Origin of the sequence: Aliirhizobium smilacinae, assembly GCF_006335145.1 — a bacterium.
GTDB lineage: Bacteria > Pseudomonadota > Alphaproteobacteria > Rhizobiales > Rhizobiaceae > Neorhizobium > Neorhizobium smilacinae.
This window is the reverse complement of record NZ_VDMN01000006.1, coordinates 269855-295297: the sequence shown is the minus strand read 5'-3', so window position 1 is coordinate 295297 and position 25443 is coordinate 269855. Positions and strand designations below refer to the sequence as shown.

Below are 25443 nucleotides of genomic sequence, written 5' to 3'. Positions count from 1 at the left end.
AATGACGGTTCGGTAAACTCGGCAACGGTCGAGAGAATGTTCTTCACCAGCTGGCCTCCGCCTTCAAAGCACTGAGAATGATATCCTTGGCCCGCTCCGCATCGATCTCGGCGGCAAAGCTGGCATTGAACTCCCCGCGCCCGGCCCGCGTCTCGACCACGGTCCGCCCCCTGGTGACGGTACCGGCCAGCTCCATATCGATCCGGGCCTGGGTCCAGGTCACCAGATCCGGTTGAACGAAGGCGACAGCCGCAACGGCGTCGTAAAGCGACATCGCCTTGCGCCCGCGGCTGGTCGCGATCGCCACGAACCCGGCAAGCAGATCCGCCAAAAGCGTCGCATTGCGGCCACCGGCGGCACGTACGGGATCGACGTCCTGTGGCGCGCACAGCACCTTGCGGCAAAGATCGAGATCGACCATGCGCAACGGGATCGCGTGAGCCAGCACGATCGCCACCGCCTCCGGATCGGCAAAGGCGTTGAACTCGGCGGATGCCGTGTGATTGCCGGCCGTCAGACCGCCACCCATCCAGGTGAGATCCGTAATTTTTGCCGCCAGATCAGGCCGCGCCAGCGCGACGGCTGCAATGTTGGTGAGCGGCCCGAGCGCCAGAATTCGCCGCTCGCCCTCGCTCCGTTCAAGCCATGCGCAAAGTGCGGCGAACGCATCCTCGGCAAACGCATCGGGCCCGGCCGGCAATGACTGGCCCGCAGTCGGCATGCCGGCATCGCTGAGGATGGAAACCGCGGTCTCGAGCTTTCCAAGAACCGGCCTTGTGCGCCCCGCATGAATGGGAAAGGGCCAGACGAAGGCAGCGGCAGCGCCGGCCGCATTACGACGCACCTGATCGAGCGGCGCATTGCCGAAGACCAGCGAGATCCCGTCGATGGCAAGGCCGCCATGGGCCGCAACCATGATGGCAGCCAGATCATCGAACCCCATGTCGGTATCGATCCATACACCCATGTCAAGCACGCTCCAAAAATACAACCGGATGGTCTGTTAGTGCCCCCGTACACACAAATGGCCGAAGGCGGAAGATAAGGGTTTTCACCTACTATCCTCCCGAGTATCGGCAACGGGGACTACAACCGGCTCCATCGCCTGTCCGGTCGACTGCCGAACCACAAGCGTCATCGCCACGCCTTCGACACTCTGCTTCGCAACAGCCGGCCCGCCGAAGGGTGTCTCGCTGTCTGTAATCGCATCGCTGAGCGCCTCGACGGCACGTTCGGCAATAGTGGCCAGATCCTGCCGCAACGTGGTGATCGGCGGCGTGACGACTGACGACCAGACGAGATCGTCGAAGCCGCTGACACTGGCCTGACGCGGAACCTCGGTGCCGTCGCGCTGCAATTCGGTCAGCGCACGCAACGCCAGCAGATCATAAACGGCGGCAAAAGCCGTGAACCCGTCCGCCACCTTCGCGGCTAAACCGAGCGCGCAGCCGGCACCCTTTATGGCCTCAAGGTTTTCCACCAACAGCGTCTCGTGGCAGATATTTTTGCCGAGACCAGCCTTCAGACCGCCGATCCTGTCGTTCTGCACGTTTGATGCGCTGCTCTGGGCGATCAGCAGCACCTTGCAATGGCCGAGCCCGGCGAGATGGCGCCCCATCTGCACGCCGCCGTCCCAATGATCCGACGACACCGTATTGCCGGGCGTCGACGGACTGTCGATGATCGCGACGGGCGTACCGATCTCGCCGACCCGCGATCCGCGGCGGGGAACGATGATGATACCGTCGACGCCCCGCTCGATCAGACGCCCGATCGCCGCCGTCTGCTGGGCAATCTCTCCACGGCTGTCGGCAATCAGCACACCGTAACCGGCAGCAGCAGCAGCCTGTTCGATTGCCTGGGCGATCTGCGGGAACAGGGGATTGGAGATATCGGGCAGCACCAGGCCGATGACGCCTGTCCGTCCCGTCCTCAGGGTCCGCGCCGCCTGGCTCGGCACATAACCGAGATCCACGGTCGCCTGCCGGATTTTCGCGGTAAGTTCCGCCGAAACCCTGCCCTTGCCGGAAAGCGCATTGGACACGGTCGCCGAAGACACGCCAAGGGCTGCGGCAATCTCTGTCATCGTCGCTGGCGTCCGGCTGACACTCATCGTCTTTGCAGCGTTCCAAGGTGATTAATCGTTTAATCAAACCTACCTGCAAGGTTGCGTTGTGTCGAGTCTGCTGCAATCTTTCATATAGAGAAAAGCGTGACCGTTGCTACCATGCCACGATTTCCTGCCGATAGCGTGCAACTTCCTCCATCAGCCATGCCCGAAAGGCGACAACCGGCGGAAAGCCGCTCTTGGCTTGCGGCGCCACCGCATAATAGGCGCTGGGACTGACCACCTGATGCGGAAACGCCTCCACCAGTTGCCCGCTTGCCAGTTCCGTATCGATCAGGAACAGCGGCATCAACCCGACACCAAGCCCGGCAATGCAGGCCTGCGCCACGCTGCCGAACTGTTCGAAACGCATGCCCTCGCTGACGCTGGCGCCAATCCTCAGACTTTCGAACCAGTGTTTCCAGCCACCCGGCCGCGACGCCATATGCAGCAGCGGCAGGCGCAGAAGATCCTCGGCCCGACCGACGGGATGGTTGCTGAGAAAATCCTGCGAGCAGACCGGCGCCACCATCTCCTCCATCAAAAAGGTACATTCCGCGCCCGGCCATTCAGGCCCATTCACGCCCCTTGGCCCGACATGGATCGCCATATCGATGCCATCGCGATCGAAATCGAATACCCCGATGCGCGTCGCGAAATTCAACGTGATCTCCGGGTGCCGGGCGACAAAACCCGGAATGCGCGGCATCAGCCAGCGCGTTCCAAACGTCGGCAGGATCGCGAGGTTGAGCTGGTCGCTATGCCGTTTGGTCATGGCATGCAGCGATGCGGACCGGATCTGTGACAGTGCCCCGGCGATTGCTTTTGCAAAATCCGCCCCCGCCGGGGTCAACATCACACCCCGGCTGGTCCGGTCGAACAACAGCACTCCAAGCTGCTCTTCCAGCCCTGAAACCTGCCTGCTTATGGCGCCCTGGGTGAGCGACAGCTCGTCCGCAGCCAGCGAAAAACTGCCAAGCCGCGCAACGGAATCGAAGGCCGCAAGCGCAGAGGTGGACGGCAGAAGTTTTCGCGACAATTCTCTCATGCCCTATTACTAACCGTCATGGGCATTTGAGTAAACGGGCCTTGCGACAAACGACCGCACGGAGATAATCTCCGGCAAGAAATTGGCGGACGGAGCCCTCAAGTTCTCCCTCATTTCTGTGACAAGCACAGGAATGAAAGGCGTCGGGCTACCATATCGCTAACCTCGAACTCAGCCGGAGATATCTCTCCCGCCGAAAACCCCGGAGAACCCCTTGGCCTTTATCTGGAACGATCCCTTCCTCATCGAAGATCAGCTGACCGAAGAAGAGCGCATGATCCGCGACGCGGCGGCAGCCTTTGCCAAGGCTGAACTCCTGCCGCGGGTTGAAGAAGCCTATCTCGACGAAAAGACCGATGTGGGCCTGTTCAAGCTGATGGGTCAGACGGGACTTCTCGGCGTGACGCTGCCCGAAGAATATGGCGCCGCCAACGCATCCTACGTCGCCTACGGCCTCGTCGCCCGCGAGATCGAACGGATCGATTCAGGCTATCGCTCGATGATGAGCGTCCAGTCCTCGCTGGTCATCTACCCGATCTTCGCCTATGGCTCCGACGAGCAGAAGAAGAAGTATCTGCCCGGCTTGGTCTCCGGCGAACTGATCGGCTGTTTCGGCCTTACCGAGCCGGATGCCGGCTCCGATCCCGGCGGCATGAAGACGCGCGCCGAGAAGATCGAAGGCGGCTATCGCCTGCGCGGCTCGAAAATGTGGATCTCCAACTCACCGATCGCCGATGTTTTCGTCGTCTGGGCAAAGTCCGAAGCCCATAACAACGAAATTCGCGGTTTCGTGCTGGAAAAGGGCATGAAGGGTCTCTCGGCACCAAAGATCGGCGGCAAGCTCTCGCTACGCGCCTCGATTACCGGCGAGATCGTCATGGACAGCGTCGAAGTGACCGAAGATGCACTTCTGCCCAACGTATCGGGCCTGAAAGGCCCATTCGGTTGCCTCAACCGCGCCCGCTATGGCATTTCCTGGGGCGTCATGGGTGCTGCCGAAGACTGCTGGTTCCGCGCCCGCCAATACGGCCTCGACAGAAAGCAGTTCGGCAAACCGCTCGCCGGCATGCAGCTCTACCAGAAGAAGCTTGCCGACATGCAGACCGAAATCACCCTCGGCCTGCAGGCTTCACTGCGCGTCGGCCAGTTGATGGACCAGCACCGTATGGCGCCGGAAATGATCTCCATCGTCAAGCGCAACAACTGCGGCAAGGCGCTCGATATCGCCCGCCAGGCGCGCGATATGCACGGCGGCAACGGCATCCAGGTCGAATACCACGTCATGCGCCACTCGCAGAATCTCGAAACGGTCAACACCTACGAAGGCACCCACGACGTCCACGCACTCATCCTCGGCCGGGCGCAGACAGGCATTCAGGCATTTTTCTGATCGGCAACAAGGATGCCTCTCCTCCGCACCAGGGGAGGCATCCGTTATCGCAAAGCCCCTCCCATCCCTCACATCCCGCGCCGCTATTCGTCATTGGCCAAAACCCTGTCGCAGGTGTATCAGTGCGGTGCAGCTCGGCACGAGCCATTGGCCACGCACAGGAAAGTCTTCGGGAAGCATGCACGCCACCGATAATGCGGGGGAAACCGCCATTCAGAACGATGCCGAAGGCGAGTTCGATGTCGGCGACCGGCTGCGCCTCGTGCGGCTAAGCCACGGCCTGTCGCAACGCGCGCTGGCGATGAAGGCTGGCGTCACCCATTCGCTCGTCTCCCTCATCGAAAAGAACAAGGTCAGCCCTTCGGTCGCATCGCTGAAAAAGATCCTTGAGGCGATCAACTATCCGCTGACCGACTTCTTCGCCCTGACGCTGCCACCCGTAGACCAGATCTTCTACCGTGCCGACGAGCTGACGCCGCTGTCGAAAGGCCCACTGACGCTGCTTCAGGTCGGCGATGCGAAATCCCACAGCGTCCAGATCTTTCACGAATTCTACGAACCCGGTGCCGATACCGGCGAAACCATGCTGGCTCATGAGGCGGAAGAAGGCGGTGTTGTCGTCGCCGGCGAGCTGGAAGTCACCGTCGGCAGCCAGACGCGCATCCTCAAGCGTGGCGACGCCTACCTCTTCAACAGCCGCCTGCCGCATCGTTACCGCAATGTCGGCACCGAACGCTGTGAAGTCGTCAGCGCCGTCACCCCGCCCTATCTCTGATCGGCCGACCCTTCATTTTTAATCGGATTAGTATGACTTTTTTTGACGGCACCGCCGTTGATTGTCGGCAGTCTTTGTCTTAACTCAAGCACCGGAACCCATACGCCCCTTCTGCCCGCGGCGTCCTGCCGCGCGACCTGACGTTTCGAAACGAAAGTGGACCCCCATGCAGACCTATCCCGACGTAAAGCTCTTCATCAACGGCGAATGGCGTGATGCGCTTGCCGGCGAAACGATCGAAGTCACCGATCCGGCCACCGACGAAGTGATCGGCAAGATTGCCCATGCCCGCAAGGCCGACCTCGATCTGGCGCTCGAAGCCGCCGACAAGGGTTTCAAGATCTGGCGCGACACGGCCCCCTTCGACCGCTCGAAGCTGATGCGCAAGGCCGCCGACCTGTTGCGTGAACGCGCCGACAAGATCGCTTGGCTGATGACCCGCGAACAGGGCAAGCCGCTGGCCCAGTCCAAGATGGAAATCATGGGCGCCGCCGACACGATCGACTGGTTCGCCGAAGAAGCACGCCGCACCTATGGCCAGATCATCCCGGCCCGGTTCTCCGGCGTCAACCAGATGACCATCAAGCTGCCGGTCGGCCCGGTCGCAGCGTTTACGCCCTGGAACTTCCCGATCAACCAGATCGTGCGAAAACTGTCGGCAGCGGTTGCCACCGGCTGCTCTATCATCGTCAAGGCACCGGAAGAAACCCCGGCATCGCCTGCCGAACTGATCCGCGCTTTCGCCGATGCCGGCATTCCGGCGGGCGTCATCGGTCTCGTCTACGGCATCCCGGCCGAAGTCTCGGAATACCTGATCCCGCATCCGGTCATCCGCAAGATTTCCTTCACCGGCTCCACCCCGATCGGCAAGCATCTCGCAGCGCTCGCCGGCAAGCACATGAAGCGCGCCACGATGGAACTCGGCGGCCATGCGCCGGTGATGATCTTCAACGACGCCGATCTCGACAAGGCGATCGAAGTCACCGCCATGTCGAAGTTCCGCAATGCCGGCCAGGTCTGCGTCGCGCCGACCCGCTTCCTCATTCAGGATGGCATCGCCGACAAGTTCCTCGAAGGTTTCGTCAAGGCCGCTGAAGCCATCAAGGTCGGCAACGGTCTGGAAGCCGACACGGTCATGGGCCCGCTCGCCAACGAGCGCCGCATCCCGGCCATGGAAGCTCTCATTCAGGACGCCGTCTCTGCCGGTGCTGAACTGAAGACCGGCGGCAAGCGCATCGGCAACAAGGGCAATTTCTTCGAACCGACGGTTCTCGCCAATGTCCCGACCTCGGCCAAGATCATGAACGACGAGCCCTTCGGCCCGGTCGCCATCATCAACCGCTTCTCGACCTATGAGGACGCGATCACCGAAGCGAACCGCCTGCCCTTCGGCCTCGCCTCCTACGCCTTCACCGGCTCGGTCAAGACCGCCCATGCTCTCGGCCGCGAAGTCGAAGCCGGCATGCTGACCATCAACCACAACGGTCTGGCCCTGCCGGAAGTCCCGTTCGGCGGCGTCAAGGATTCGGGCTACGGCACCGAAGGCGGCTCTGAAGCCGTCGCCGCCTATCTCGAAACCAAATATGTCAGCCAGATGAACTGAACCACCCATCTCTGATGGCATTCAAGAACCGGCCGGAGCCAAAGCTCCGGCCGGTTTTGTTTTGGGGATTGCGTCGGCTGAGAGAGTCTCTTACGAACAAAGAGAGAACACTTAAGACCGACGGCCAAACTCTCTCTCTCTCGACTTCATCCTCGACCTTGTGCCGAGTATCTGCTGAACCTCATTGTTTGGCGTGGTCAGATCCTAGGGGCAAGCCCTAGGATGACGGCCGGAGATTGCCGGTCCGCCCACCCCAACAGCAGCCAGCGGGATCATCATGACAGACACAACCACCGAACCTGCCCCTCTCCTCAAGGAGATTTTCAACCGCGAGCGGCTGAACCATTTTGCCCGCGAGACGGCGGCTATCCATCCGTCTTTCGACGGCGAACGGTTTCTGGCACTCGCATCGCACGGGCTGGACGAACTCAGCATCATGCAGCGCATGCGGCAGATCGCATTATCCTTCCACGCGGTCCTGCCCGGTCCGTTCGAGAAAAACATCGAGATACTCCGGGCTCTGGCCCCGCGCATCAACCACGGCTTCGCCTCCATCACCCTGTCCGAATATGTGGCGCTGCATGGCCACGATCACTTTGACCTCTCGATGCAGGCGCTGGCTTATTTCACCCGCTTCGGTTCGTCCGAATTCGCCATCCGGCATTTCCTCTTGAAGGATATGCCCCGCACGCTCGCAGTCATGCAGGGCTGGTCGATGGATGACAACGAACATGTCCGCCGGCTTTGCAGCGAAGGCTGCCGCCCACGGCTGCCATGGTCGTTCCAGCTGAAAGAACTGATCGCCGATCCTTCCCCGGTCGCAACCATCCTCGACAACCTGAAAAGCGATCCCTCGCTCTATGTGCGGAAATCCGTCGCCAACAACCTGAACGACATCACCAAGGACCATCCGGACTGGGTTCTGGAAAAGCTGTCGCGCTGGGACCAGACGGATGCCCGCACTGCCTGGATCATGAAACAGGCCCTGCGCACCCTGATCAAGAAGGGCGATACCCGCGCGCTGCATGTCTTCGGCGCAGGTCACGAGCCGGAATTGAAGGTTGAGATTTTTTCGGTCACGCCGTCATCACTGAAACTCGGCGGTGCGGTCAAGATCAGCACGAAGCTCACCTCGACTGGATCCGAACCCCAGAAGCTGGTGATCGATTACGCCGTCCACTACGTCAAGAAAGCCGGCGGAACATCGAAAAAAGTGTTCAAGTGGAAGGAACTGACGCTCGTGCCAGATGGCAACGTGGAACTCTCCATCAGCCGCGCCATCCGCGACTTCACCACCCGCACCCACTACGCCGGCCAACACCTGGTCGAACTGATCGTCAACGGCGAGGTGTTGGCAACAGGCGCATTCGATATCACTCGATAGCTCCTGGAAGAAACACCTCTTGAGGCAAGTCCCCTCTCCCCGCCCGCGGGGAGAGGGTTAGGGTGAGGGGCGGAGACGGAAGTAACCTTCACCGAAACAGACAGAAGATTGCGCGAGGAAAAATTCTCACTTTATGATGGCGCCACACATCGTGGAACGATCGACATGCGGGGACCACAAGATAACAAAACCAACCGTGCCCGCTCATTGCGGCAATCAGACAATGATGCGGAAGCAAAACTATGGAACGAACTTCGCAATCGCCGACTAAATGGCTTTAAGTTTGTCCGCCAATTTCCAATCGGCAGATATTACGCGGATTTCGCCTGCCGCGAAAACTTTCTTGTCGTCGAGGTGGACGGCAGTCAGCATGCCGACAGCGACTACGATCGCCGCCGAGACGATTTCATGACGAGCCAAGGCTGGTCCGTGGCCCGCTTCGCTAATACCGGAGTGCTCACGGAAATGAGTTCTGTTTTGGATACCATCGTTGCAATTCTCGATGGCCGGCTGACCGAGTCGGCCGAAGCATCGGACTTCAGGTTTGCGCCGGCTCGTCACGACTGATCGCGCCGACGCTCCCGCCCCTCATCCGCCTGCCGGCACCTTCTCCCCGTAAACGGGGCGAAGGACATACGCATCAACCTCTGCCCACCCAGCAACGAAAGCGCGCTACGCACCCTTCCCCAGTTACGGGGAGAGGGACAGCAAGCGGCTCTATGACTGAGGGCCAAGACCCTAATCTTATTTCTTCTTGTCAAACCCGCCCTTGGCAGCGGGCTTTTTCTTGAAGGGCTTGTCGCCTGGGGCCTTGTTGAAAGGCTTGTCGCCGCTCTTCTTGAAGGGCTTGTCGAAACTGGCCTTCGGCTTTTCGCCCCAGACATCGTTGTCCATGCGGCGTTCGTCGCTGAGCTTTTCGCCACCGGCAGCGGCTTTCGGCTTCCATTCCTTTTTCGGACCGTCCTTGTACGGCTTGTCCTTGGCAGGGCCGTCGCGGAAAGGCTTGTCTCCAAACGGCTTGTCGCCACGCGGAGCGTCACGGAACGGCTTGTCCTTGCGGAAGCCTTCCTTTTTCGGGCCGTCCTTGTAAGGCTTGTCCAGACGCGGGCCTTCGCGATTGGTAAAACCTTCGTCGTCGGTGCCGCGGGAGAACTTGCTGAAGTCCGGTGCGCCGTCGAGACGTGTCACGCGGATGCCGCGCTCCATCATCCGGTCCTTGCCGATCTTGGCGAGGAACTTTTCGGCGTGTTCGGCAGCAATTTCCACAAAGGTTTCGTCGGCCTGCATCTTGATTGCGCCGATCTCGTTCTTGGTGAGATCACCGCTGCGGCAGATGGTCGGGATCAGCCAGCGGGGCTCGGCGCGCTGCTTGCGGCCGACCGACAGCGAAAACCACACGGCCGGACCGAAATCGCCGCGCGGGGTGAGCGGCCGCGAAGCCGGATCGCCCTGGCTCGGATCGCGCGGCTTGCGGGCTTCCAGCGAGACCACGCTCAAATCTTCCGGCGCGGAATTCTTGCCGCGATAGAGCGAAACGAAAGCCGTCGCCAGCTTTTCCGCGTCGTAACGTTCGATAAGCTTGGCAACCAGCGCCTGCTCATCCTCGTCCTTCACCACTTCGGTGAAGATCGGATCGGCCAGCAGCCTTTCCTCGTCACGCGCGATCACTTCGTCTGCCGAAGGCGGGTTCGCCCAGGTGGGCTCCACCTTGGCGCCGAACAGAAGGCGCTCGGCCTTGCGACGCTGGGTGACCGGCACGATCAGCGCGCTGACGCCCTTGCGACCCGCGCGGCCGGTACGGCCCGACCGGTGCAGCAGGGTTTCCGAATTGGTCGGCAGGTCCGCGTGAATGACGAGTTCAAGTCCCGGCAGGTCGATACCGCGGGCAGCGACGTCGGTCGCGATGCAGACGCGGGCACGGCCGTCGCGCATCGCCTGCAGCGCATGGGTCCGCTCGTTCTGGGTCAGTTCGCCCGAAAGGGCCACGACGGAAAAATTGCGATTGGCAAGCCGGGCATGCAGATGATTGACCGCAGCACGCGTCGAGCAGAATACGATCGCATTCGGCGCTTCGTAAAAACGCAGCGCGTTGACGATCGCATGTTCGCGGTCGGACGGCGTGACGAGCAGGGCGCGATATTCGATATCGACATGCTGCTTCTGCTCGGCCTGGGTGGCAATACGCACGGCATCGCGCTGGTAGCTCTTCGCCAGCTTGGCGATCGCTGCCGGCACGGTGGCCGAAAACATCAGCGTCCGGCGCGTGTCCGGTGCGGATTCGAGAATGAATTCCAGGTCTTCGCGGAAACCGAGATCGAGCATCTCGTCGGCTTCGTCGAGGATCGCGACGCGGATTTCCGACATGTCGAGCGCGTTGCGGCGAATGTGGTCGCAGATGCGGCCCGGCGTGCCGACAACGATATGGGCGCCCTGCTGCAGGGCGCGACGCTCACCGCGGATATCCATGCCACCGACGCAGGACGTGATCACGGCGCCCGCTTCGGCATAAAGCCAGTCGAGTTCGCGCTTCACCTGCATCGCCAGTTCGCGTGTCGGCGCAATGACCAGCGCCAGCGGTGCGCCGGCGCGGCCGAACCGGTCGGCGTCACCAAGCAGCGTCGGCGCCATGGCGATGCCGAAGGCGACGGTCTTGCCGGAACCCGTCTGGGCGGAAACCAGCGCATCGGCGGTGACGAGCGCCGGGTCCAGCATGGCCAGCTGAACGGGGGTCAGCGTCTCATAACCACGCTTCTGCAAAGCCTTCGCGATCGCCGGAACGGCGCCGTTGATATCGGTCATCAATGTTGTCTTTCGGATTTTCATGGGCTCTCGGCCCAAGGCTGCAACGATCGCAGCCGAACGTTTGCGCCGTCCGTATAGTGTAAGCTGCAAAAAGTCAAAGGATGGGTGGAATGCGCGTTCTTTGGAGCAAGCCGCTGATGAAGCGCTTATCGATCACGACCGTTATATCCCGGTGCTCGATTTCCTCGGCCGTCCACCTTTTGCACCATTCGCCCGGCTTGCAGCAATCTTTGCCTCCGACCGGGACTGGCCGCCGCGACTGCGCGCATCCATGAAGGATTTGCTGCCGAATATTCCACTCATCAGACCGGCGATCGAATAGTCGAGGTCCAGAGCTTCCCAATGCAGACCAGTCTCGCCGAGCAGTACAACCTCGGACAGCTCCTCGACGGTGGCCTTTTCCAGCCCCTCGATTGATCGAGCAGGGAAGATGAAGGAAGCGCCATTGAGAAAGTCGACAACAATCCGCTCGGAAGGAACATCGAAGCGAACGGATGAGGGCGTCGGGCGCGCCAGACGCTCCGCCTGCCAGTTCGATTTTGCTCGTGCGAGTTCTTCGCCGGTAACCTCAGCCATGATATTTTCTCCATGTATCGAGAAACAATTGCCGGTTGGCCTCAATGATATCCACGGCACGCCTGACATCTCTGTCGGACATTCCTCCCTGAGTGATGACAGACAGATTGACGATATCGATCCGTGCTTCGCCATCGCCGAAAACATGGGCATGCGCCGGCTCGTGGTCAGCCGTGTAGATGACAAATCGCATTCCATGCTGTTTCAGGACGGTGACCATCGCCAAGAATAACCCAACTACTTGGGAAATACAAAGGACGGGTTGGCTGAAAGAGGTTTGTAAGCCTATCAGCCTCCGGCAAACACCTTCGCCCGCCGCAGCGTCACGAACCCCTGCTCACCCGCCTTCACCACCCGTTCCGGCTCGACGTCGAATTCCAGCGGCTCGCCTGAGCCCGTCGTTGCCAGCACGCGGCGCCCGTCGGGGCGGTCCAGCACCCGAGCGATTGTTGCCGCGATCCCCGGCCCGGCCGTCGACCAGTTGAGATCGGCAGGACGTGTATAAAGCTCGGCCCTGCCATCCGCCACGCCGACGGCATGCACCGATATCTCGCCGGCATAGGCCCGCCCGTCACGCACCTCGGCCGCAATCACGTTCGCATCGCCCAGAAACTTCATCACGAAGGCCGACTGCGGATCGCGGCACACCTCTTCCGGCGTGCCCTGCTGCACGATCTGCCCGTCCTTCAGGATCACCACCCGGTCTGCGAGATCGAGCGCCTCTTCCTGGTCGTGGGTGACGAACAAGGTGGTGATGCCGAGTTCCGAATGGATCTCGCGCAGCCAGCGCCGAAGGTCACGCCGCACATTGGCATCGAGCGCCCCGAACGGTTCGTCGAGCAGCAGAACTTTCGGATCGACCGCCAGTGCACGGGCCAGCGCCACGCGCTGCCGCTGGCCACCGGAAATCTGCGCCGGAAAACGGTCACCAAGACCTTCGAGCCGCACCAGCCGCAAAAGGTCGGTCACGCGGCTGTCGATCGCCGCCCTGTCGCGTTTCACCTTCGACACCTTCATGCCGAAAGCAATATTGTCGGCCACCGTCATATGCGGAAACAGCGCATAATGCTGGAAGACGAAACCGACGCCACGGTCGCGCACGGGAATATCGGTCGCGTCCTGATCGCCGAAATAGATATGGCCGCCATCCGAATATTCGAGACCCGCTACCATGCGCAGGATGGTTGTCTTGCCCGAGCCCGATGGCCCGAGCAGTGCCACCAGCTCACCGCTTTCGATATCCAGCGACACGTCTTTTACGGCGCGAAAGGTCTGAAAAGTTTTGACGACGTTTTCGAGGCGGATCTTCATGATGCTTTCTCTGCCGTATTAGCCTGCTTGCGGACGCGGCCCGCCCCTTGGCGCTCGAGTGCCACCTTGGCGATGATGGTGAAGACGGCGATCAACGCCAGGATGGAGGCCGACGCGAAGGCACCGGCCGCCTGGTAATCGTGATAGAGCAGTTCGATATGCAGCGGCAGCGTATTGGTCTGCCCACGAATATTGCCGGAGACGACAGAAACCGCCCCGAACTCGCCCATCACCCGCGCATTGCAAAGGATGACGCCGTAAAGCAGCGCCCATTTGACGTTCGGCAGCGTCACGGCAAAGAAGGTGCGGAAGCCGGACGCGCCAAGCGAGGTCGCCGCCTCTTCCAGATCTCTGCCTTGCGCCTGCATTAACGGGATCAATTCGCGGGCAACGAAAGGCGCCGTCACGAACATCGAGGCGATGATGATGCCCGGAACGGCGAACAGGATCTTGATGTCGTAAGCCTCAAGCAGCGGCCCGAACAGACCTTGCAGGCCATAAACGAACAGATAGGCGACACCGGCAACGATCGGCGACACCGAGAACGGGATCTCGATGACGACGAGCAGAAACCGCCTGCCCCAGAAGTCGAATTTTGTGATCGCCCATGCGGCGGCAATGCCGAAGGCAGTGTTGACCGGCACGGCGATCAGCGCCGCAAGCACGGTCAGCATGATCGCATGCTGCGTGTCGGGATGGGTGATCGTATCGCGATACACCGCCCAGCCCTTTGAAAAGGCCTCGACACCGATGATGACAAGCGGCGCGACGATGACGAAGGCGACAAGCACCAGCACGATGCCGATCAGCCCGCGGCGAAAGACCGGATTGTCGCCGACGCGCGGCGGCTTTCTATGGGCAGAAAAAACGCTCATCGACTACCCCTTCACCGTATAACGCAGCGCCCGTGCCTGCAGCCAGTTGGTAACGGCAAGCATGAAGAAGGCGGCCAGCAGCAGCACCGAAGCGATCGCCGCAGCGGCCTGGTAATCGTATTCCTCCAGCCGGATGAAGATCAGCAATGCGGTGATTTCCGTCGACATCGGCTGGTTGCCGGCGATGAAGATGATCGCCCCGAATTCACCGAGGCAGCGCGCGAAGGAGAGCGACACGCCCGCCAGCAGTGCCGGCGCCAGAAGCGGCAGGATGACCCTGCGGAAAATCGCCCAGTCGGAACCGCCGAGCGACTGCGCCGCTTCTTCCAGCGCCGGATCGAGATCCTCGAGCACCGGCTGCACCGTGCGCACGATGAACGGCAGCGAGGTGAAGCACATTGCGATCATGATGCCCAAAGGCGTATAGGCGACCTTTATGCCGAACCCTTCGAGCACCGAGCCGAACCAGCCATTATTGGCAAAAAGCGCCGTCAGCGCGATACCAGCCACCGCCGTCGGCAGCGCGAACGGCAGATCCACCACCGCATCGACAATCCGCCGGCCGGGAAACCGGTAGCGGGTGATCACCCAAGCAAGCGCCAACCCGAAGAACAGGTTGAAGATGGTGGCACCGAGAGCCGAAAGCACGGTGACGCGATAGCTCGCCACCGCCCGCGACGACGAAACGATCTGCCAGTAATCGGCCGGACCCAGGCTGGCGGCCTTGATGACGAGTGCCGCAAGCGGCAGTACGACGATCAGGCCGACATAAAACAGGGTCACGCCCAGCGATAACGGCAGGCCGGGCAGGACATTACGTCGTCTCACGCGGTCGGTTCCTTATGACATGGCAAAACCCGGTGGATGAAAATCCGCCGGGTGGATACAGCAATTCTCGACGTCCCTCATCCCTGTGCTTGTCACAGGGATCCAGCCGACGCGTGTCCGCGCGGCGAAGGGACTTTTTCCAGCCCAAGGACTTGGGCTGGCTGGATTCCTGTGACAAGCACAGGAATGAGGGAGTGGAGGTGGCGGCCTAGTTTAAAAGACCACCTTGGAAAAAAACTAGCGGCTGCCGTAAAGCTTGTCGAGCGTGCCGCCGGAAGCAAAGTGTTCCTTCTGGATCTTCTCCCAGCCGCCGAACACGTCGTCGACCTTGACGAGGCGGATTTCGGGGAACTGGTTCTTGAACTCGGCGGCGACCTTCTCGTTATGGACGCGATGGCCGAATTCGGCAGCGATCTTCTGGCCCTCTTCCGTGTAGAGGAAGTCGAGATAGGTTTTTGCCAGCGCTTCGGTACCATGCTTCTTGGCAACCTTGTCGACCACGGCGACCGGGAATTCGGCCAGCAGGCTGACCGACGGAATGACGCTTTCCACCTTGTCCTTTCCGAACTGCTTTTCGATGCCACGCGTTTCGGCCTCGAACGTGATCAGCACGTCGCCCTGACCGCGCTCGACGAAGGTAGTGGTCGCCGCACGACCGCCTGTATCGAAGACCGGAACGTTGTCGAAGATCTTGGTGATATAGGCTTGGATCTTTTCCTGGTCGTCCTTGTACTCTTCCTTCGCCCAGGCAGTGGCGGCGAGATAGGTGTAGCGCGCATTGCCCGATGTCTTCGGGTTCGGGAAGACGGCATGAACGTCGTCACGGCCAAGATCGGCCCAGCCCTTGATGTTCTTCGGATTGCCGGCGCGCACCAGGAAGGCCGGGAAGGAATAGAACGGCAAAGCGTCGTTCGGGAATGCCTTGGTCCAGTCGGTGGAGACAAAACCGTTCTTGGCGAGGAAATCGATATCGGTCGACTGGTTGAAGGTCACCACGTCTGCTTCGAGCCCTTCGACGATCGACCGCGCCTGCTTCGATGTGCCGGCATGCGACTGGTCAATCGTAACCCCCGGATGGCCCTTCACGAAGGCCTCATTGACGGCGACGAACAGTTCGCGCGCAACGTCATAGGAGGCGTTGAGCAGTTTCTGCTCCTGTGCCATAGCCGGCTGGACGAACAGAGCCGCAATGGCAGTACCGAGAATAAGGAGGCGTTTCATCAGGTGTCTCCGGGAATGGGCCAAGAATTTGGATGTGGCCGGAAACTATCGACACGCATTTGAAATCGCGAGGAATCACCCTCCCTAACATAAGCCGGGCTTAGAATTTCCGTCCATTTTTCGCCATATTTGGCAACGGTTGTGCCTGATTTTGATATTCAGCCCTTCCGCGACGAGAAATCGGTTCCGGCCGGACTGACTGATCTGGCGAAGCGCGATGCAACCGTGTAGGACCCGGACGACAGCCCTCCTGCCCTTCTCGACAGCCCGGCTCGCTTTCCGCCCTTATCCCTTGCCGAAGTCGCTATCCCATGAAGAACAAGAGCATTGGCTATCTTTACGTCCTGCTGGCCATCACCATTTTTGCCGCACAGGACGGGTTTTCAAAATTTCTCGCCGAAAAATATCCCGTCATCGCCTTCACGATGATCCGCTTCTGGGCTTTCGCCGCCTTCGTCATTGTGTTTGCCGCCTTCTCGCCCGGCGGATTGCGCCAGGCCTTTGTCACCCGCCGCCCCTTCCTGCAGATGCTGCGCGGCCCGCTTCTGATGCTCGAAATCATCCTCGTGGTTTACGCCTATACTGGGGCTGGACTGGCCATGACCCAGGCGATCATGCAGGCAACACCGCTCATCATCACGGTCCTGTCGATCCCGCTTCTGGGCGAAAAAGTGGGCTGGCGGCGCGGAGTTGCCGTGCTTGTCGGCCTGATCGGCGTGCTGGTCATCCTCAATCCGGGCGGCATCGAGTTCGGCACCCACCTCATCTGGCCGCTTGCCGGCGCCTTTGCCTTCGGTCTTTACGGCATCGCCACGCGCGCGGTAGGCCGTGAGGATTCGGCGGTCACCAGCGTTCTTTATACCGGCGTCTTCGGCGCCATCGCCGCCACTGCGGTTGGGGTTTTCTATTGGACACCGGTCGCCATGGAAGACTGGCCGGCTCTGATCGCGCTCTGCATCTGCGGCACGCTCAGCCACTTCTTCCTGATCAAAGCCTACAGCATCCTGAGCGCGGTTGAAGTCCAACCGCTGACCTATCTGCAGATCGTGCTGAGCGTCGGCGTCGCCACCTTCTTTTTCGGCGAAACGATCACGATGAACATGGTGGTCGGCGCCGTGATCGTTGTCGCAGCCGGGCTTTTCACCGTCTGGCGAGAACATCGGCTGGGCATCAAATAGCCATCTCCCGGCTTCCTTGGCCTACTCCGACAGTAGCTCCCTCACCCGCCGTGCGAAGGCGTCGCTAAGGAACGGCTTGGTCATCACATGCATGCCGTGTTCCAGATGGCCATGGTTCAGCACGGCGTTTTCGGCGTAACCGGTGACGAACAGGATTTTGAAATCCGGCCGGTCTGCGCGCACCGCATCCGCCAGCTGCCGCCCGTTCATGCCGCCCGGCAGGCCGACATCGGTGACCAGAAGATCAATCGGCTGGCCCGAATTCATGATCCTCATTGCCGTCGGCCCGTCACCGGCCTCGAGCACATGATAACCGAGCTCTTCGAGGATCTCGACCGCAACCATCCGCACCAGCGGCTCGTCATCGACAACAAGAATGGTTTCGTGGTCGGCGGAGCGCGGTGCCGAGGCCACCTCGGCCACATCCTCATCGATCCCTTCTTCGCCGAGATGGCGCGGAAGGTAGATGCAGATCATCGTGCCCTTGCCGAGTTCCGAATAAATCCGCGCCGTGCCCCCGGATTGCCCGGCGAAACCGTGCACCATGGAAAGCCCGAGCCCCGTGCCCTGCCCGATCGGCTTGGTCGTGTAGAAGGGATCGAAGGCACGCTCGACGATCTCCGGCGGCATGCCGGTACCCGTATCGCTGACGCAGAGCGACACATATTGTCCGGGCGGCAACCCGCGCTGGCGGGCAGCACGCTCGTCGAACCAGCGGTTGGACGTCTCGATCGTCAGCTTGCCGCCATCGGGCATAGCGTCGCGCGCATTGATGCACAGATTGAGCAGCGCGTTTTCGAGCTGCCCCACATCGACGAAAGTCGTCCACAAACCGCCGGCGAATGCCGTTTCGACATGGATGGTGGGACCAACGCTCCGGGTGACCAGATCCTGCATGCCTGAAACCAGACGGTTGAGAAGGGCCGGTTTCGGATCGAGCGTCTGTCGGCGCGAAAACGCCAGCAGACGCTGGGTCAGGCCCGCGGCGCGCTTGGCCGCCCCTTGCGCACCGGTAATGTAGCGGTCGAGATCGCTGATCCGTCCCTGCGCCAGCCGCGTCTGCATCAGTTCCAGCGAGCCGGAAATGCCGGCCAGCAGATTGTTGAAATCATGCGCCAGACCACCAGTCAGTTGGCCAACCGCCTCCATCTTCTGGGCATGGCGCAGCTGCTCTTCGGCACGCATCAATTCGGTGGTGCGCTCCGAAACCCGCTGTTCCAAGGTATCGTTCAATGCCCGCAGCGCTGCCGATGCACGGTCACGCTCCGCCTCGACGCTCCGGCGGGCCTCGATATCGAGCAGCACGCCCGGAAAATGCAACGGCTTGCCGTCGGCTGAAAGCTCCACCCGGCCGTTGGCCTCCAGCCAGTAGAAATTCCCGTCCAGACGCCGTGTCCGGTATTGATGCGCCCAAGGGCCGCTGCGCGTCAGCGCCTCCGTGATCGCTGCCGAAAGCCCAGCCTTGTCGTCCGGATGCACCGTCTCGATGATCTGGTCGAGGCTCAGACCGCTGCGCCCGAGTGCCGGATCGAGGCCGAAAGCATCGGCAAACGCCTCGTCGATGGTGAACTTATCGGCCGGAATATCCCAGAACCATGTGCCGATGATCGCTCCGGCTGCCAGCGCTAGCTTGACACGCTGGATATTTTCGCGCGCCACGGCCTCGCTCGCCTTCAGCGCCGCTTCAGCATGCTTTCGGGCCGTTATGTCGCGAAACAGCACCGATACCTGCCTCAGGCTGGGCGGCTCGACACGCGAACTCGACACTTCGATATGCCGTCCGATCGCTTCGAATTCCTGTTCGAAACGGATCGGCTCGCCGGTGCGCAAAACACCGCCATAAAGCTCGATCCATTTGTCCGCGGCGGCGGGCTCGATTTCGCGAAGCCGCTTGCCGACGATATTCGTAATACCCGTCTGCCGCTCGTAGCCGGAATTGGCTTCGATATGCACATAATCGCTCAGCGGTCCTTCAGGGCCATCGATAAACTCGATGATGCAGAAACCTTCGTCGATCGCCTCGAACAAGGCGCGATAACGCGCTTCGCTCCGGAAGAGGGCATCGTCATCCGGAAGATGAAGCATTTCGTCAGAACTCAAGGATCGATCCTCTTAACGGCGATGGGCTTAATTAGCATAACGCGCATCAAAGGAAATCGGTTGCCACGTCTTACGTTGCAATGTCTTCCATGTGTTGCGGTGTAACGATTTCACGCCGTGGCGCGCAAACCGCCTGCCATCAGCGCGAATGCCTCGACCGCCTTTGGCAGCACCTCGGCCGGATTGTCGCTCGCCGCCACCCAGAGCGCGGCATTGAGGGCCGCGCCGTTGAGAAGCCGGGCAGCGGCCTCGATATCGACCGGCTTCATGATCCCGTTCTCGACCATCAGACTGACCCCCTTCCTCGTCTCGGCAAGGCAGCTGTTCTGGCTCGGCCACAAGGACGGATCGCCCAGCACGGCCGGGCCGTCAAGCAGCACGATCCTCTGTATTTCCGGATCAAGCGCCATCTCGATATAGGCCGCCCCTTCGCCAAGTAGCGCCTGCCACATATCACCCTCGTCCCGGCCTGCCCTCTCCGCGCCGATCTCCTTTGCCCGGGCCGCCATCTCGCTATCCAGTTGGTCGACGACCGCAGCAAGAAGCCCCCGCTTGTCGCCGAAATTGTGATAGAGCGCGCCGCGCGTCAGCCCGGCATCGGCAGTAAGCTCGTCCATCGAAGCATGGGCGAACCCCTTTTCCGCAAAGGCTTTTCGCGCTGCCGCTATCAGCTTTGCGCGGTTTTCTTCCATCTTTTCCAGACGCTTTCCAGCCATTGCAAACTCCGAATTTCAGATACGCAACGTATATGAACTTGACATACGCACCGTATGCTACATATTTACATACGAGCCGTATATCAAATTCCACCCCGGCTTGTGAAGCGCATCCTGTCGGATACGCACCGGAAACATTGAGAGGCCAGATCATGACAAAACGCGAAACCATCTTCCCGCCGAACCGCCACGCTCTTTACGAAAAGCACGGTTATTCGGCGGCCATCCGCTCCGGCGACCTTCTGTTCATTTCGGGCCAGGTCGGCAGCCGTGAGGACGGCACGGCCGAACCGGATTTCAAGACCCAGGTCGAACTCGCCTTCGACAACCTCCAGTCCGTATTGAAAGCCGCTGGCGCCGGGCTGGAAGATATCGTCGACGTCACCACCTTCCACACCGATCCCGAAAACCAGTTCGGCACGATCATGGAAGTCAAGAACCGGATCTTCCCTACAGCCCCCTATCCGAACTGGACCGCCGTCGGCACCACCTGGCTTTCGGGCTTCGATTTCGAAATCAAGGTCATCGCCCGCATTCCGCAGGCCGCCTGACACGCCGCCCGCGCTCGTATCGGCATGATACCATGCCCCTCTGTCGCGGGGATGATCGGACCGGGCGTTGAAATTATTCGCATTGTCTCGCAAAGACTTGCCGAAACCGCCCGATCGATTTCATCCCCGCGCCCGAGAAGCGCGCGACAATCCTCCCGTCATCGGATGGGAACCGGGTTCGCGAACCGGCCTCCTCCTTCAACTGGTCGCAGCCCGGTTTCCGGTGATGGTCGAAAATATGGTCTAAAGGGAACTGACAAGTCCCGAAAGACCGGATGAAACGGCCGGGGCAGGCAGACCAGATCTACCAACTACCCCACAATACCCACTTGCCTGCCCCATTCCCAACCCAACCATGCCGGCTCAGGCCCGCGTGGATGTAGGTGTTTGCGGCAAAGGGGGTACCCGAAGTTCAGCCCCTTCAGCAAATCCGCCAAGCCTATTGCTTGGGTTACAGCCGATGCTCGGGAAACAACACTGCATGACCACCGACAAAATACCGATCCAGATCCGCATCGCTCACCTGCGCCAGCGTCGCCGGCTGCCATTGCGGATTGCGGTCCTTGTCGATCACGGCGGCCCGCACGCCCTCATAGAAGTCACGGTTGCGCAGAAGCTCCGAAGCGACTGTGAACTCCCGCTCAAGGCATTCCACCAGACCGGAACTTTTCCGCCCGGCACGCAGCAATCGCAAAGTCAGCTTGAGGCTCGTCGGTGAACGCCTGGCGATCACGGCGCGTGTCTCAGCCGCGAACTCGCCCGGTTCCGTTTCGAGCGCCGCGATGATCTCCTCCACCGTATCGAAGGCAAACACGCGATCGATGAGGTCGCGATGCATTGCAAGCCGGCTTTCCCCCGGCGCTCCGGCAAACCCGTCGATGACCGCCCGGACATCCCTATCCGATGATCCGGCTTTCAGCTCGCCCAGCGCCTGCGTCAGCGCCCCTAGCCGTTCTGAGGGAACGAACATGTCGGCAAGGCCTGCAAAAATGGCATCCGCCGCGCCGACGATTTCGCCGGTCAGGCCCATCCATGTGCCGATCTCGCCCGGCGCCCTCGGCAGAAGCCATGTCGCGCCGACATCCGGCACATAACCGATGCCTGTCTCGGGCATGGCAAGCTTCGTTCGCTCGGTGACGATCCGGTGTCTGCCATGCGACGCGACACCGACGCCGCCGCCCATGACGATACCGTCCATCAGCGCCACATAGGGTTTGGGATAGCGCGCGATCGTGTAGTTAATCGGGAACTCCTCGCGCCAGAAGCGGGTGACGTCCGGATCGCCTGCCTTGCCGAGCTGGTAGATGGCGCGGATATCACCGCCGGCGCAAAGCCCGCGTTCGCCTTCGCCCGTCAGGATGACACAGGAGATCTCGGGGTCATTGGCAAACCGCTCCATCGCCGGTTTCATCGCATGCACCATGGCAAGGTTGAGGCTGTTGAGCGCCTTCGGCCGGTTGAGCCTGATGATCGCCGCCGACCCGATGCGGGAAAAAAGGATTTCGTCGGTCTGAACTGCCCTATCGGTCATGCCTGTCCCTGAATGTCATTAGCGGTCCGTGATCATAACGGTCAGCAAATCGATGATGCCAGACATAATATTGGACCTGATTGCCGCATCGGGAGAGTTGCCGGCAGTATGGATGGCGATCCCCTCACTTGCGATTTCAACATCTTAGCTAAAGCTAAGATGCCTCACCGGTATCTCTCCCCTTGTGGGAGAGGTTACAAAATCAAGATCTTAGCCAAAGGCTAAGTCTTAGATTTTGTTGCTGAGGGGAACCTTCCGCGCCCACGAAGCCCTCTACTCCGCAGCCATCGGCAGTTCCCGCTTCCCGTCGAATAGATCGCCCTGATTGGCCGGCTGGCCCTCGCCGTCCTTCGCCTTCGGCTCGCGCCCAAAGAACAACGAATACCCCGCCGGCAGAACCAGAAGTGTCAGCACGGTTGCCACCAGAATGCCGCCCATCATCGCATAGGCGAGCGGCCCCCAGAACAGACCCCAGGAAATCGGGATCAGCGCCAGCACCGCCGTCATTGCGGTGAGCATGATCGGCCGGAAACGACGTACGGCAGCGCCCACGATCGCTTCCTGACGATGCATGCCCGCCGCGATATCCTGGTCGATCTGGTCGATCAGGATGATCGAGTTGCGGATGATGATGCCGAGCAGCGCAATCACCCCAAGGATCGCCACGAAGCCGAACGGCGCCCCGGTGATCAGAAGAGCCATCGCCGCGCCGATGATCCCGAGCGGACCGGTGGCGAGCACCAGCAATGCCTTGCCGAAATGCCTCAACTGCATCATCAGCAGAAGCATGATGACCAGCAGCATGATCGGCGCCTTGGCGGCGATCGAGGCCTGGCTTTCGGCCGCATCCTCGGCACCGCCCTGGATCTCGATCCGGTAGCCGGCGGGAAGCGCGCCCCTCAGATCGGCAATCGAATTGTAAAAATTCATCGACGCCTGCGTCGCCTCGATGCCATCGGGCAATGTCGCCTTGACGGTGATCGTCGGCAGGCGATCGCGCCGCCACTCGATCCCCTGCTCCATCACGGGCACGACCTGGGCGATCTGCGACACCGGCACGAAGCCGCCGAAATCGGTCGGCACATAGACCGACTGGACGGCAGAGAGCAGGTCGCGGGTCGCATCCGGTTCGCGCAGCACGATCGAGACCGTCTCTTCGCCATCACGGAAATCCGCAAGCGGAGCGCCGGCTGTTGCGGCCTGCAGCATCTGCCGCACGCGCTGCGACGAGACACCCAGCGCCCGGGCGCGGTCCTGATCGATGACCAGCTTCATGCCCGGCACCGGCTCCATCCAGTCGTCGTGGATCGAACCGAAAAGCGGGTTCTGGTGGTAACGCTCCTTCACTTGATCGGCGATGCGGCGCACTTCCGCCTTGTCAGGGCCGATGACGCGCATCTGCACCGGCCAGCCGGTTGGCGGACCGAGGAACAGGCGGTCGACCTTGCTGCGTACGGTCGGGAAATCGTCGGCAAGAATCTGCCGCAGCTTCACGATCATCCGCTCGCGCTCCTCGAGCCCCTTCGACATGATCAGCAACTGGGCGTAGTTCGGATTGCGAAGCTGCTGGTCGAGCGGCAGGAAGAAACGCGGCGCGCCTTCGCCGATGAAGGTGGCGATGAAGGTCTTGTCCTGATCGGGCATGATCTTGTCTTCGAGCGCCTTGGCCTGACGTTCCACCTCCTCGATCGCAGTTCCTTCCGGCAGCCACATGTCGACCAGAATTTCCGGCCTCGACGATTGCGGGAAGAAGCTCTGCGGAATGAACTGGAACGACCACAGGCTGCCGGCAAAGATGCCGAGCGTTGCGAGAAGAATGATCGCCTTGTGGCGCACAGACCAGGTCACCGTGTGCCGCACACCGCGATACATGCGCGTATCATAGGCGTCGTGGTGATGACCGGTTCCGGCATGGGCACGCTGTTTCAGCAGCATGTAGCCGAGCCACGGCGTGAAATAGACCGCCACGAACCACGACACGATCAGCGCGATACCGACTACGTAGAACAGCGAGCGCACATATTCACCGGCCGTCGAGTCCGCAAACCCGACGGGGATGAAGCCGGCTGTGGTAATCAGCGTGCCGGTCAGCATCGGGAAGGCGGTGGAGGAATAGGCGAATGTCGCAGCCTCCAGCCGCGGAAGCCCCTCTTCCAGTTTGCGCTCCATCATCTCGACCACGATCATCGCATCGTCGACGAGCAGCCCGAGCGCAATGATCAGCGCGCCGAGCGAGATGCGCTGCAGCTCGATGCCGAGATAATACATGATCGCCAGTGTTGCCGAGAGCACCAGCGGGATGGCGATCGCGATCACGATGCCCGAGCGCCAGCCGATCGAGATCAGCGACACGACCAGCACGATGGCAAGCGCCTCCATCAGTGCCTGGGTGAATTCCCCGACCGCTTCGGTCACGACTTCCGGCTGGTTGGAAACCTGATGCACTTCGGCGCCGATCGGCAGCGTTTCGGCAAATCGCTTGTAGGTCTCCTCGATGTCATGGCCGACATCGGTCACCTTGAAGCCGTTGGCCATGACGACGCCGAGCTGGACGCTGTCATGCCCGTTGAAGCGGAATTTCCGCTCATACGGATCAACGAGGCCATCCTTGACGGTAGCGATATCGCCGAGCCGGATCACCTGATCGCCAGCCTTGATCCTCAGCTCGCGAATGTCTTCCGGCGTCCTCACGTCGCCTTCGACGGAGATGCGCACCGAGCGATCCGCGGTCTGCACGCTGCCCGAAGCATCGACGGTATTCTGGCCGGCCAAGGCATCCTGGATATTGGTCACGTTGAGACCGCGCTCGGCCATCGCCTTGGAGGAAATATCGATGAAGATCTTCTGCGGCTGGTCGCCGAGGATCGTGGCCTTTTCCACGCCGGGCGTGGCAAGCAGCATGTCGCGCGCCTGAATGGCAAATTGCTTGAGTTCCGGGTAGCTGTAGCCCTCGCCGGTGATCGCATGCAGCGTGATATAAGTATCGCCGAATTCGTCGTTGAAATAGGGACCGAGCAAACCGCTCGGCAGATCCTGCTTGATGTCGCCGACCTTCTTGCGCACCTGATAGAAGGCGTCTGCAACCTCTTGCGAATTCGTATCGCCCTTCACCTGGATCGTGGTGATAGCGATACCGGCGCGCGTGTAGGACTTTACCCAGTCGAGATGAGGCGTTTCCTGCAGCTTGCGCTCGATCTTGTTGACGACCTGGTTCTGCATGTCTTCAACCGAGGCGCCAGGCCAGACGCTCTGCACCACCATGACGCGGAAGGTGAAGTCGGGATCTTCCTTCTGGCCCATGTTCATGACGCCGAGAATGCCCATGACGATGATCAGGCCGAACAGGAAGCGCGCAATGCTCGGATGGCCGATCGCCCAGCGCGAAAGGTTGAAACCGCCCTTTGGCTGCGGATTTGCCTGATTGGAGGAACTCATTGGGGTTGTCCT

General features: G+C 60.9%; 21 protein-coding genes. 7 read left to right on the top strand and 14 right to left on the bottom strand.

The window, feature by feature from the left end:
• Window positions 1-43: 43 nt before the first annotated feature.
• From FHP24_RS23100 to FHP24_RS23090, 3 genes are all read right to left on the bottom strand, one after another.
• Window positions 44-967 (bottom strand): nucleoside hydrolase, encoded by a 924-nt coding sequence (locus FHP24_RS23100; protein WP_139678576.1) that lies wholly within the window; start codon window positions 965-967, stop codon window positions 44-46.
• Window positions 968-1051: 84 nt separating this feature from the next.
• Window positions 1052-2113: a LacI family DNA-binding transcriptional regulator gene (locus FHP24_RS23095; RefSeq protein WP_139678575.1), complete on the bottom strand. Its 1062-nt coding sequence runs from the start codon at window positions 2111-2113 to the stop codon at window positions 1052-1054.
• A gap of 109 nt (window positions 2114-2222) precedes the next feature.
• Window positions 2223-3155: a LysR family transcriptional regulator gene (locus FHP24_RS23090; protein ID WP_139678574.1), complete on the bottom strand. Its 933-nt coding sequence runs from the start codon at window positions 3153-3155 to the stop codon at window positions 2223-2225.
• Between the two features lie 214 nt (window positions 3156-3369).
• Between FHP24_RS23090 and FHP24_RS23085 the strand changes: the two genes are divergently transcribed.
• The 5 genes from FHP24_RS23085 (at window position 3370) to FHP24_RS23065 (ending at window position 8874) form a co-directional block, all read left to right on the top strand.
• Complete coding sequence (locus tag FHP24_RS23085) at window positions 3370-4545, top strand: acyl-CoA dehydrogenase (RefSeq protein ID WP_139678573.1); 1176 nt, start codon at window positions 3370-3372, stop codon at window positions 4543-4545.
• A 178-nt stretch (window positions 4546-4723) separates the two neighbouring features.
• Window positions 4724-5320, top strand: coding sequence for a cupin domain-containing protein (locus tag FHP24_RS23080; RefSeq protein WP_139678572.1), 597 nt, complete (start codon window positions 4724-4726; stop codon window positions 5318-5320).
• A 166-nt stretch (window positions 5321-5486) separates the two neighbouring features.
• A complete protein-coding gene (locus FHP24_RS23075; RefSeq protein WP_139678571.1) occupies window positions 5487-6923 on the top strand; it encodes an NAD-dependent succinate-semialdehyde dehydrogenase in 1437 nt (478 codons plus the stop codon).
• Window positions 6924-7200: 277 nt separating this feature from the next.
• Window positions 7201-8307 (top strand): DNA alkylation repair protein, encoded by a 1107-nt coding sequence (locus FHP24_RS23070; protein ID WP_139678570.1) that lies wholly within the window; start codon window positions 7201-7203, stop codon window positions 8305-8307.
• Between the two features lie 165 nt (window positions 8308-8472).
• A complete protein-coding gene (locus FHP24_RS23065) occupies window positions 8473-8874 on the top strand; it encodes an endonuclease domain-containing protein (protein WP_139678639.1) in 402 nt (133 codons plus the stop codon).
• 177 nt (window positions 8875-9051) lie between these two features.
• Here FHP24_RS23065 and FHP24_RS23060 read toward each other — a convergent pair whose 3' ends face one another.
• The 7 genes from FHP24_RS23060 to cysP form a co-directional block, all read right to left on the bottom strand.
• On the bottom strand, window positions 9052-11106 hold the full coding sequence (locus tag FHP24_RS23060; RefSeq protein ID WP_139678569.1) for a DEAD/DEAH box helicase: 2055 nt from the start codon (window positions 11104-11106) through the stop codon (window positions 9052-9054).
• 165 nt (window positions 11107-11271) lie between these two features.
• Window positions 11272-11685 carry a DUF2442 domain-containing protein gene (locus FHP24_RS23055; RefSeq protein ID WP_139678568.1) on the bottom strand — a complete coding sequence of 138 codons (414 nt, stop codon included), beginning with the start codon at window positions 11683-11685 and terminating at the stop codon, window positions 11272-11274.
• The gene (locus FHP24_RS23050) at window positions 11678-11905 is read right to left on the bottom strand and encodes a DUF4160 domain-containing protein (protein ID WP_139678638.1); all 228 of its coding nucleotides are present in this window, start codon (window positions 11903-11905) and stop codon (window positions 11678-11680) included. The genes FHP24_RS23055 and FHP24_RS23050 overlap by 8 nt, the downstream gene beginning before the upstream one ends.
• Window positions 11906-11973: 68 nt before the next feature.
• Window positions 11974-12996 (bottom strand): sulfate/molybdate ABC transporter ATP-binding protein, encoded by a 1023-nt coding sequence (locus FHP24_RS23045; RefSeq protein WP_139678567.1) that lies wholly within the window; start codon window positions 12994-12996, stop codon window positions 11974-11976.
• Window positions 12993-13871, bottom strand: a complete 879-nt coding sequence (gene cysW, locus FHP24_RS23040) for a sulfate ABC transporter permease subunit CysW (protein WP_139678566.1) — start codon at window positions 13869-13871, stop codon at window positions 12993-12995. The genes FHP24_RS23045 and cysW overlap by 4 nt, the downstream gene beginning before the upstream one ends.
• Window positions 13872-13874: 3 nt before the next feature.
• Window positions 13875-14699, bottom strand: coding sequence for a sulfate ABC transporter permease subunit CysT (gene cysT / locus FHP24_RS23035; protein WP_139678565.1), 825 nt, complete (start codon window positions 14697-14699; stop codon window positions 13875-13877).
• A 237-nt stretch (window positions 14700-14936) separates the two neighbouring features.
• On the bottom strand, window positions 14937-15920 hold the full coding sequence (cysP, locus tag FHP24_RS23025; RefSeq protein WP_139678564.1) for a thiosulfate ABC transporter substrate-binding protein CysP: 984 nt from the start codon (window positions 15918-15920) through the stop codon (window positions 14937-14939).
• 311 nt (window positions 15921-16231) lie between these two features.
• On the opposite strand from cysP, the gene FHP24_RS23020 reads away from it, so the two are divergent.
• Entirely contained in the window at window positions 16232-17098 is an 867-nt protein-coding gene (locus FHP24_RS23020) for a DMT family transporter (RefSeq protein ID WP_139678563.1), read from the top strand.
• Window positions 17099-17119: 21 nt separating this feature from the next.
• Here the strand turns inward: FHP24_RS23020 and FHP24_RS23015 are convergent, their stop codons facing one another.
• Both FHP24_RS23015 and FHP24_RS23010 read right to left on the bottom strand, forming a co-directional pair.
• Window positions 17120-19183, bottom strand: a complete 2064-nt coding sequence (locus FHP24_RS23015; protein WP_139678637.1) for an ATP-binding protein — start codon at window positions 19181-19183, stop codon at window positions 17120-17122.
• Between the two features lie 125 nt (window positions 19184-19308).
• Window positions 19309-19914 (bottom strand): TetR/AcrR family transcriptional regulator, encoded by a 606-nt coding sequence (locus tag FHP24_RS23010; RefSeq protein ID WP_139678562.1) that lies wholly within the window; start codon window positions 19912-19914, stop codon window positions 19309-19311.
• 152 nt (window positions 19915-20066) lie between these two features.
• Between FHP24_RS23010 and FHP24_RS23005 the strand changes: the two genes are divergently transcribed.
• A complete protein-coding gene (locus FHP24_RS23005) occupies window positions 20067-20465 on the top strand; it encodes a RidA family protein (protein WP_139678561.1) in 399 nt (132 codons plus the stop codon).
• Between the two features lie 451 nt (window positions 20466-20916).
• Here FHP24_RS23005 and FHP24_RS23000 read toward each other — a convergent pair whose 3' ends face one another.
• Entirely contained in the window at window positions 20917-21996 is a 1080-nt protein-coding gene (locus FHP24_RS23000) for an enoyl-CoA hydratase/isomerase family protein (RefSeq protein ID WP_139678560.1), read from the bottom strand.
• 273 nt (window positions 21997-22269) lie between these two features.
• Window positions 22270-25431 carry an efflux RND transporter permease subunit gene (locus FHP24_RS22995; protein ID WP_139678559.1) on the bottom strand — a complete coding sequence of 1054 codons (3162 nt, stop codon included), beginning with the start codon at window positions 25429-25431 and terminating at the stop codon, window positions 22270-22272.
• Window positions 25432-25443: the final 12 nt, after the last annotated feature.

What these genes read in the sequence shown, in the direction of transcription:
- FHP24_RS23100 (WP_139678576.1), bottom strand. Translation starts at nt 967, where the DNA reads ATGGGTGTATGGATCGATACCGACATGGGGTTCGATGATCTGGCTGCC.
- FHP24_RS23095 (WP_139678575.1), bottom strand. Translation starts at nt 2,113, where the DNA reads ATGAGTGTCAGCCGGACGCCAGCGACGATGACAGAGATTGCCGCAGCC.
- FHP24_RS23090 (WP_139678574.1), bottom strand. Translation starts at nt 3,155, where the DNA reads ATGAGAGAATTGTCGCGAAAACTTCTGCCGTCCACCTCTGCGCTTGCG.
- FHP24_RS23080 (WP_139678572.1), top strand. Translation starts at nt 4,724, where the DNA reads ATGCACGCCACCGATAATGCGGGGGAAACCGCCATTCAGAACGATGCC.
- FHP24_RS23075 (WP_139678571.1), top strand. Translation starts at nt 5,487, where the DNA reads ATGCAGACCTATCCCGACGTAAAGCTCTTCATCAACGGCGAATGGCGT.
- FHP24_RS23070 (WP_139678570.1), top strand. Translation starts at nt 7,201, where the DNA reads ATGACAGACACAACCACCGAACCTGCCCCTCTCCTCAAGGAGATTTTC.
- FHP24_RS23065 (WP_139678639.1), top strand. Translation starts at nt 8,473, where the DNA reads ATGCGGGGACCACAAGATAACAAAACCAACCGTGCCCGCTCATTGCGG.
- FHP24_RS23060 (WP_139678569.1), bottom strand. Translation starts at nt 11,106, where the DNA reads ATGACCGATATCAACGGCGCCGTTCCGGCGATCGCGAAGGCTTTGCAG.
- FHP24_RS23055 (WP_139678568.1), bottom strand. Translation starts at nt 11,685, where the DNA reads ATGGCTGAGGTTACCGGCGAAGAACTCGCACGAGCAAAATCGAACTGG.
- FHP24_RS23050 (WP_139678638.1), bottom strand. Translation starts at nt 11,905, where the DNA reads ATGGTCACCGTCCTGAAACAGCATGGAATGCGATTTGTCATCTACACG.
- FHP24_RS23045 (WP_139678567.1), bottom strand. Translation starts at nt 12,996, where the DNA reads ATGAAGATCCGCCTCGAAAACGTCGTCAAAACTTTTCAGACCTTTCGC.
- cysW (WP_139678566.1), bottom strand. Translation starts at nt 13,871, where the DNA reads ATGAGCGTTTTTTCTGCCCATAGAAAGCCGCCGCGCGTCGGCGACAAT.
- cysP (WP_139678564.1), bottom strand. Translation starts at nt 15,920, where the DNA reads ATGAAACGCCTCCTTATTCTCGGTACTGCCATTGCGGCTCTGTTCGTC.
- FHP24_RS23020 (WP_139678563.1), top strand. Translation starts at nt 16,232, where the DNA reads ATGAAGAACAAGAGCATTGGCTATCTTTACGTCCTGCTGGCCATCACC.
- FHP24_RS23015 (WP_139678637.1), bottom strand. Translation starts at nt 19,183, where the DNA reads ATGCTTCATCTTCCGGATGACGATGCCCTCTTCCGGAGCGAAGCGCGT.
- FHP24_RS23010 (WP_139678562.1), bottom strand. Translation starts at nt 19,914, where the DNA reads ATGGCTGGAAAGCGTCTGGAAAAGATGGAAGAAAACCGCGCAAAGCTG.
- FHP24_RS23005 (WP_139678561.1), top strand. Translation starts at nt 20,067, where the DNA reads ATGACAAAACGCGAAACCATCTTCCCGCCGAACCGCCACGCTCTTTAC.
- FHP24_RS23000 (WP_139678560.1), bottom strand. Translation starts at nt 21,996, where the DNA reads ATGACCGATAGGGCAGTTCAGACCGACGAAATCCTTTTTTCCCGCATC.
- FHP24_RS22995 (WP_139678559.1), bottom strand. Translation starts at nt 25,431, where the DNA reads ATGAGTTCCTCCAATCAGGCAAATCCGCAGCCAAAGGGCGGTTTCAAC.